We start from the raw sequence: 6,284 nt of genomic DNA, 5'->3' as shown, positions 1-6,284 counted from the left end.
GGGCGTTTGCGTCTGCGCCTTTCTGGTTCAGCGGGAGGACACAATGGCATGAAATCCGCAATTGCCCATCTGGGTACGCAAAACTTCCCTCGCCTGCGGATTGGCATCGGCAAATCCAGTCAGAAGCCAAACACGATTTCCCACGTCCTAGGAAAATTTTCACCCCAAGAAGCCGATTTAATGTCTGAAGTAGTCCAACTAGCCGTTGAGGCGGTTGAACTGTCTCTTAAGCAAGGTGTGGAAAAAGCAATGAGTCTCTACAATAATCGGAATCTAGCAACTATAGCAAAGGGAACAGGGAGTAGGGAGTAGGGAGTAGGGAGTAGGGAGTAGGGAGTAGGGAGTAGGGAAGTCGGAAGTGGTAACAAATTCTGTGTACCTCATAGGTATGATAAACGCTATAGTTATAGCGCTACGCAATAACTTACATAATCTGATTAAGGCAGGAGATATCAGCTGAGCCAAAGTGTACACTCAAGGCAATATTCAAGTTTTCCAGAGACGGGACTAACCAGGGTACGCTGTTTCTGGTTTGGGACTCGTAGTGGTTAAACAAAATCGAAAATCGCTTTTCTAAATAGGGCTTGACTTTACGGCAGATCAATACAATCTTGAGCAATAGTCCAGTGGTAATGGTGGTTCCTATATTGCCAATCAAATCAACAAATGTATAGTGATGGGGGCGCTGAGGGCTTTCCACCACCAAAAAATTTAACAATTGACTACAGGTGCGCACCACCATAAATTCATTTGGCCTTTGGTAATCCCATTCAGACAAGGTGTTTTGCAAATGACTATACAACCGCTTGTTAAACTGTTGCTTCCCATAGGCCGGGTCAATCGAGGCAATCAAATATTCATATAAATCGTCCTTGAAGTCTTTGAAACAGGCTGTGTGCTGACTGTGGGTATGGAAGCTACGAGCAACATCTTGGTAAGTGTAAGACCCTTGCACTTTGCCAAAAAACTGCTTGAGAGCACTCGCCAACTCTCGTTCGGTCAGCAATGTGGGATTTGACACTGGTTGAATAATTCGTCTTGGAGTCCTGATCTGCCGATTTCGCATGACATGGGCGCATCGCACCTGATAGGTTACGTACTTAGATAAATCACACTCAAAGCGCCGTTGAACCCTAGCTTGAACTTGCCGGACAGTTTGCTGATATTCCTGAGAGCTGTCTTCACTGAGTAAGCAATGTTCATATAAGTAGGGATACCGCTGAATCAAATTTGCCACTCGCTTAGAACCATTAGAGTATAGAGGTGTATCACTCATTACTATGGACAGACGTTGCAAAGTTAGATATTGCTCTGTTCTTTTGAACAGCTGCATTAGTTCCCGCAGGCGTCTAGGAGCCCGAGAGTGAACCCTCATTGGAGACGGCACATGATCAAACAGAGCTACCAATTCTTGGACTGCTCTTCTGGTGTTTGGTTTCAGATGCCAGTGATTGATCAGAATATGGCAGCAGCGATTGATCACAAATCGGAACTCTGTCCGAGCCCGTTTATCCATTACTATCTTTTCCAAGGCCAACCAGATGTCAAAATCTTCGTATCCCACTCCATCCAGGAAGAGCCTTTTGAAGCGTTCAATTGATTGCTTGGGTGATTCTACCCTTACCCACTGGAGTAAGTGATTGTAAACTTGCTGCTCTTGCAAGCTAATATGTCGAATTTCCGATTCTTTAGAGTCTCTCCAGGTGGTCACTTTAGGTAGCTCTCCTAGGTGCTAAAGCTAGGGCTCATCAATGGTGGTTGGCTTGAGAAGATGAAAATTCAACTTTAAATGGCTTAGCTAACACAAAGAGAGTTTGGGGTATCACAATATATCTACGGCAGTAGATATATTCTAATGATCACCTAAACTTTAGGTGAGCTATTATAGTATTAGTATATCTTCATCTAGTATTTACCTAATTGTGCCAATCAGTGGAAATTGTGAAAATTAAGTAAAAACAATGTGAAATTTATTGAATTACCTGGAAAATAGAGCGTTTAGAGAAAACAGCACAATTAGGACACTGGGAGAACAATAAGGTTATGGTGTGTCGGCTTCTTGTAGGAAAATTAGTTGACATTCTCGCCGCCAAGACAGTAGGCATTCCAGAAAAAATCCTGGAAAAGTCATTCACTGGCATTACCACTGATACCCGTAACCTGGAGCCGGGTCAACTATTTTTAGCACTGCGGGGTGAAAAGTTTGATGGTCATAATTATGCAGCTCTGGCAGTAGAGAAGGGGGCATTAACGGTCATTGCTGAGGCGACTAACGCTAGCCAACTCGAAGGTTTGCCCCTGATTCAGGTAGAAAATACTCTCAAAGCCTACCAGCAAATTGCTCGGTGGTGGCGTGACCAGTTTCAGATTCCGGTGATTGCTGTCACTGGTTCTGTAGGCAAAACTACCACTAAGGAGCTAATCGCAGCAGTTTTGTCTACTAAAGGAACTGTACTCAAAACCCAGGCCAATTACAACAATGAAATCGGTGTACCCAAAACCTTGCTGGAGTTGACACCAGACCATGACTATGCTGTAATCGAGATGGCAATGCGTGGTTCAGGACAGATTGCTGAGTTGACCGAGATCGCCAACCCTACCGTGGGGGTTATTACTAATGTGGGTACAGCTCATATTGGTCTGTTGGGTTCTACTGAAGCGATCGCAAAAGCCAAGTGTGAGTTATTAGCCCATATGTCCAACAACGGTGTCGCGGTTCTCAATCACGACAATCAACGCCTAATTGACACCGCAGCTCAGGTTTGGCAAGGGCAAACCTTAACCTATGGTTTAGAGGGTGGTGATGTCCAAGGACAGTTGATTGCACCGGAAATCCTGAAAGTAGAGGGCATGGAGTTTCCCATCCCCCTCCCAGGTCGCCACAATGCCCTGAACTATCTCGCGGCCCTAGCCATTGGGAAATTATTGGGGGTGGATTGGGAAACCCTCAGGAATGGTTTAAACGTTGAGCTACCCCCAGGGCGATCCCAGCGTTATGAGTTACCTAACGATGTAGTGATTCTCGATGAAACCTACAATGCTGGAGTTGAATCTATGGTAGCTGCTCTCGAAATGCTGGCTCAGACTCCTGGGAAACGACATATAGCAGTACTTGGGGCGATGAAGGAATTGGGAACCCAATCCGGTGAACTTCATCAGCAAGTGGGTCAAAAGGTTGAGCAACTAAATCTAGATGGCTTGCGGATTTTGGTGGATGAAAGTGATCCAGAAGCGGAAGCGATCGCAACCGGTGTTACTTCGGTGCCAGTTGAGTCTTTCTGTGACTCTAATCCTCTAGTGGAACATCTACTGGAGTTTGTCCAACCTGGAGATCGTCTATTGTTTAAAGCCTCCCATTCCGTTGGTCTCGATCAGGTAGTCAAGCAGTTTAAAGCAGGATTTTCCAAGCAAGATTGATACAGAGCCAACAAATCTGGACTTATCCCCAGATTGGCGATAGTTTACCGCTGAAAACTTGCTCAGCTGGCCCAGTCATGTAAACTCGCTGGTCGGTTTCGGACCATTCAATGTCGAGACAACCACCAGGAAGCTCCACGGTACAAATGCGATCGCTTTTCTGAGTTAACACACCAGCTACCACAGAAGCACAAGCCCCCGTGCCACAGGCGAGAGTTGCCCCAGCACCCCGCTCCCAAACCCGCATCTTGAGATAATCAGGGCGCACCACTTGGATAAATTCTGTATTGGTTCGTTGGGGGAAAACTGAGTGATGCTCAAACAGCGGACCAATAGTTTCCAGAGGTATGGCATCCGCATCCTCCACAAAGGTGATACAGTGAGGATTACCCATACTGACACAGGTAACCTCCCATAATTTGTCAGCTATTTCGATCGGGGTATTGATTACCTTTTGGTCAGCCTCTGCCAAAACAGTCGGAATTTGAGCTGCACTAAGCTGGGGCATGCCCATATCCACCCTGACTTTACCATCGTCCTTGAGTTCAGGAATGATCACCCCAGCCAGGGTATGGATCCGATAGTGTGTTTTGTGATTAGCCCCCTCTAAATCAGCCAGAAACTTTGCTAAACAGCGAATCCCATTACCACACATCTCTGGTTCAGAACCATCAGAGTTGAAAATCCGCATCGTATAGTCAGTACCCTCTTGTCCAGGCAGGGCAAAAATCACACCATCTGCACCGATTCCAAAATTGCGCACGCATAGCTGTAGCGCTTGCTCTGAGGTTATTCTGGGTTTTGGGTCATCCCGATTATCAATCAGAATAAAGTCATTCCCCAGTCCATGGTACTTTGTAAACTCCATAGTCAACCTCCTGATTCATCTGCTCTGGCGCAATGGTAATTCTTTTGCAGCCTTTTGTTTAAGTTTCGCGAATTTTCGTCGATTTAGCTACCGACTGATTAAAATACTTTTTCTGATTATGCTGCCCAAAATCCCAAAAACCCTCCTGGCCAAGTATGATTGGTTATGATTGGTAGGGTTCCCAAACATCCCACGATTTTTTGTGATTATGGCCCAATTCGATACCGGCTTGCCCAGTATTAGTCAAATTCAAGGCTATATCAAAGACCAACAACTCCTAGAGCTAAAACTTCTCACTGGGGATTCCTTCAGGGGGAAGTTGTGCTGGCAAGATCAAAACTGCCTGTGTCTGATCACTCAAGATCAGCAGACCATCATGATCCCTCATCATGCGATCGCTTATCTAAAGCCAGAGGCAGCTGAAGGCTGAAGGCTCAAGGCTCAAGGCTCAAGACTGTTCGCCGGATAGCCTTCGGTTTAGGGTAGGCTGAAATGGGTTTATTGGTGGATCAAGGTTAACTAAAAACTTGATCCACAACCAAGCATTACCCTTCAACCTTTTAGAATTTAGAATTTAGAATTTAGAATTTAGAATTTAGAATTTAGAATTTAGAATTTAGACTTCTGGCTTCTACCTTCTGCCTTCTGCCTTCTGCCTTCTGCCTTCTACCTTCTGCCTTCTGCCTTCTGCCTTCTGCCTTCTGCCTTCTGCCTTCACCATTCTACCTTCTTAATTCTGCCTTCTTAATTCTACATTCTAAATTCTGCATTCTACATTCATACTTCGTACTTTATTTTTGATTTACAACTTATAGCTTAGTCCAGTCAGTAACAATATAGTTGCAATAATACAGCCCAAGCATCCCAGGGCAAGATTAGTCATATTTGATTGACTTGCTGATGCTAGGGCTGTATTGAGATCCGGTGAAGTTAGACGTTCATAGTTTTTTATTGCTACATTAGCTTCTGGTAAAGAAGAGATCAGACTACCAATAAAATAATGTAATCCCACAAAAACTGCTGAGCCCAACCACTGACTTAATACTGAACTATAGAGTTCCGTATACGCCAAAAATAAGGCATTTAAAATATAACATAATACCGTCAGTGATATAGTACCTAAAATAAACTTCCACCAACTTGACTCAAAATCTTCCTCAGTTATATCTTCAAATAATCCTGGGCGCTTAGTTTTCAAGTTATTTTCAAAATACACAAATATACCGATCCCAATTATACAGATAAACACTCCGATTAATAACCAGTGCCATGTTCTCAATGGGATGTCTTCTGATAAATAATTAAACTGAAACCCTCCCGTTAGGCACCAATAGGCTACACTGGCAAATCCAAACATAGTTAAAGACATGATTGAATGCCAAACAACCAACTTTTTTTCACTATTAATTAGAGTAAGTAGACTTAAGATATTATTGAAATCCCTCTTAAAAAACCACTTAACTAAAACAAATAATGGAGCAACAATAAACATAAGATAAATGTTGGCAAAATTGGAGCCTAGTGGGGTAGCTATCCCTCCTAGCCTACCTAATCCCAGTGAGACAAGCATTAAAAGTAACTCAGGATTATTGGTACTTGAGTTAATCACCAAGGTGCGTTGCTCGCGCCCTAAATAGTCACCAGCAAGACCCGCTGCACAGCTCACCATCAAGTCAGTGGTGTAGGGAATTAACCAAAAGCAAAATGTTACGGCTGTAATTAAAGAAATCACCAGGAATGGGATTTCACCAATGAAATCATGGAGCTTGATGATCCAACTGTCCATTAATTTAAACCTCGACTTAGTTTGGCAATCGTGAGTTACCCTTAAAAAAACTATTTCATAGTTTGGTATTGATTGATATAGAGCATCCATCGACCGAATTAGCCTAACCGTTAGTGTGATAGACTATCGACCTTAGTTAGATGTCCTTTTATGATGGCACCTGGCTCAAGATTCCCGGTCCCGTTCATCTGCAAACTAGATGGAATTGGAAAC

6 protein-coding genes are annotated in these 6,284 nt (G+C 43.8%); 3 read left to right on the top strand and 3 right to left on the bottom strand.

Annotated features, from left to right (window positions below; genetic code table 11):
* Positions 1-312, top strand: a 312-nt coding sequence (locus F6K37_RS29895; protein WP_287254112.1) for an aminoacyl-tRNA hydrolase, incomplete at its 5' end; no start/stop codon positions are given.
* Positions 313-424: 112 nt separating this feature from the next.
* Here the strand turns inward: F6K37_RS29895 and F6K37_RS29890 are convergent.
* Positions 425-1,711 (bottom strand): Sll1247 family protein, encoded by a 1,287-nt coding sequence (locus F6K37_RS29890; RefSeq protein WP_008190025.1) that lies wholly within the window; start codon positions 1,709-1,711, stop codon positions 425-427.
* Positions 1,712-2,043: 332 nt separating this feature from the next.
* Between F6K37_RS29890 and F6K37_RS29885 the strand changes: the two genes are divergently transcribed.
* Positions 2,044-3,417, top strand: coding sequence for a UDP-N-acetylmuramoyl-tripeptide--D-alanyl-D-alanine ligase (locus F6K37_RS29885; RefSeq protein WP_008190024.1), 1,374 nt, complete (start codon positions 2,044-2,046; stop codon positions 3,415-3,417).
* Positions 3,418-3,439: 22 nt separating this feature from the next.
* On the opposite strand, the gene dapF is transcribed toward F6K37_RS29885, so the two are convergent.
* Positions 3,440-4,291, bottom strand: coding sequence for a diaminopimelate epimerase (dapF, locus tag F6K37_RS29880; RefSeq protein ID WP_287254109.1), 852 nt, complete (start codon positions 4,289-4,291; stop codon positions 3,440-3,442).
* 202 nt (positions 4,292-4,493) lie between these two features.
* Here dapF and F6K37_RS29875 point away from each other — a divergent pair, with 202 nt between their 5' ends.
* The gene (locus F6K37_RS29875) at positions 4,494-4,715 is read left to right on the top strand and encodes an Hfq-related RNA-binding protein (RefSeq protein ID WP_008190019.1); all 222 of its coding nucleotides are present in this window, start codon (positions 4,494-4,496) and stop codon (positions 4,713-4,715) included.
* Positions 4,716-5,087: 372 nt separating this feature from the next.
* Here F6K37_RS29875 and F6K37_RS29870 read toward each other — a convergent pair whose 3' ends face one another.
* Positions 5,088-6,161: a hypothetical protein gene (locus F6K37_RS29870; RefSeq protein WP_287254106.1), complete on the bottom strand. Its 1,074-nt coding sequence runs from the start codon at positions 6,159-6,161 to the stop codon at positions 5,088-5,090.
* Between the last annotated feature and the right edge of the window lie 123 nt (positions 6,162-6,284).

The sequence above is a fragment of the Moorena sp. SIO4E2 genome (assembly GCF_010671945.1).
Lineage (GTDB): Bacteria > Cyanobacteriota > Cyanobacteriia > Cyanobacteriales > Coleofasciculaceae > Moorena > Moorena producens.
This window is presented reverse-complemented; position numbering and strand designations above follow the sequence as displayed.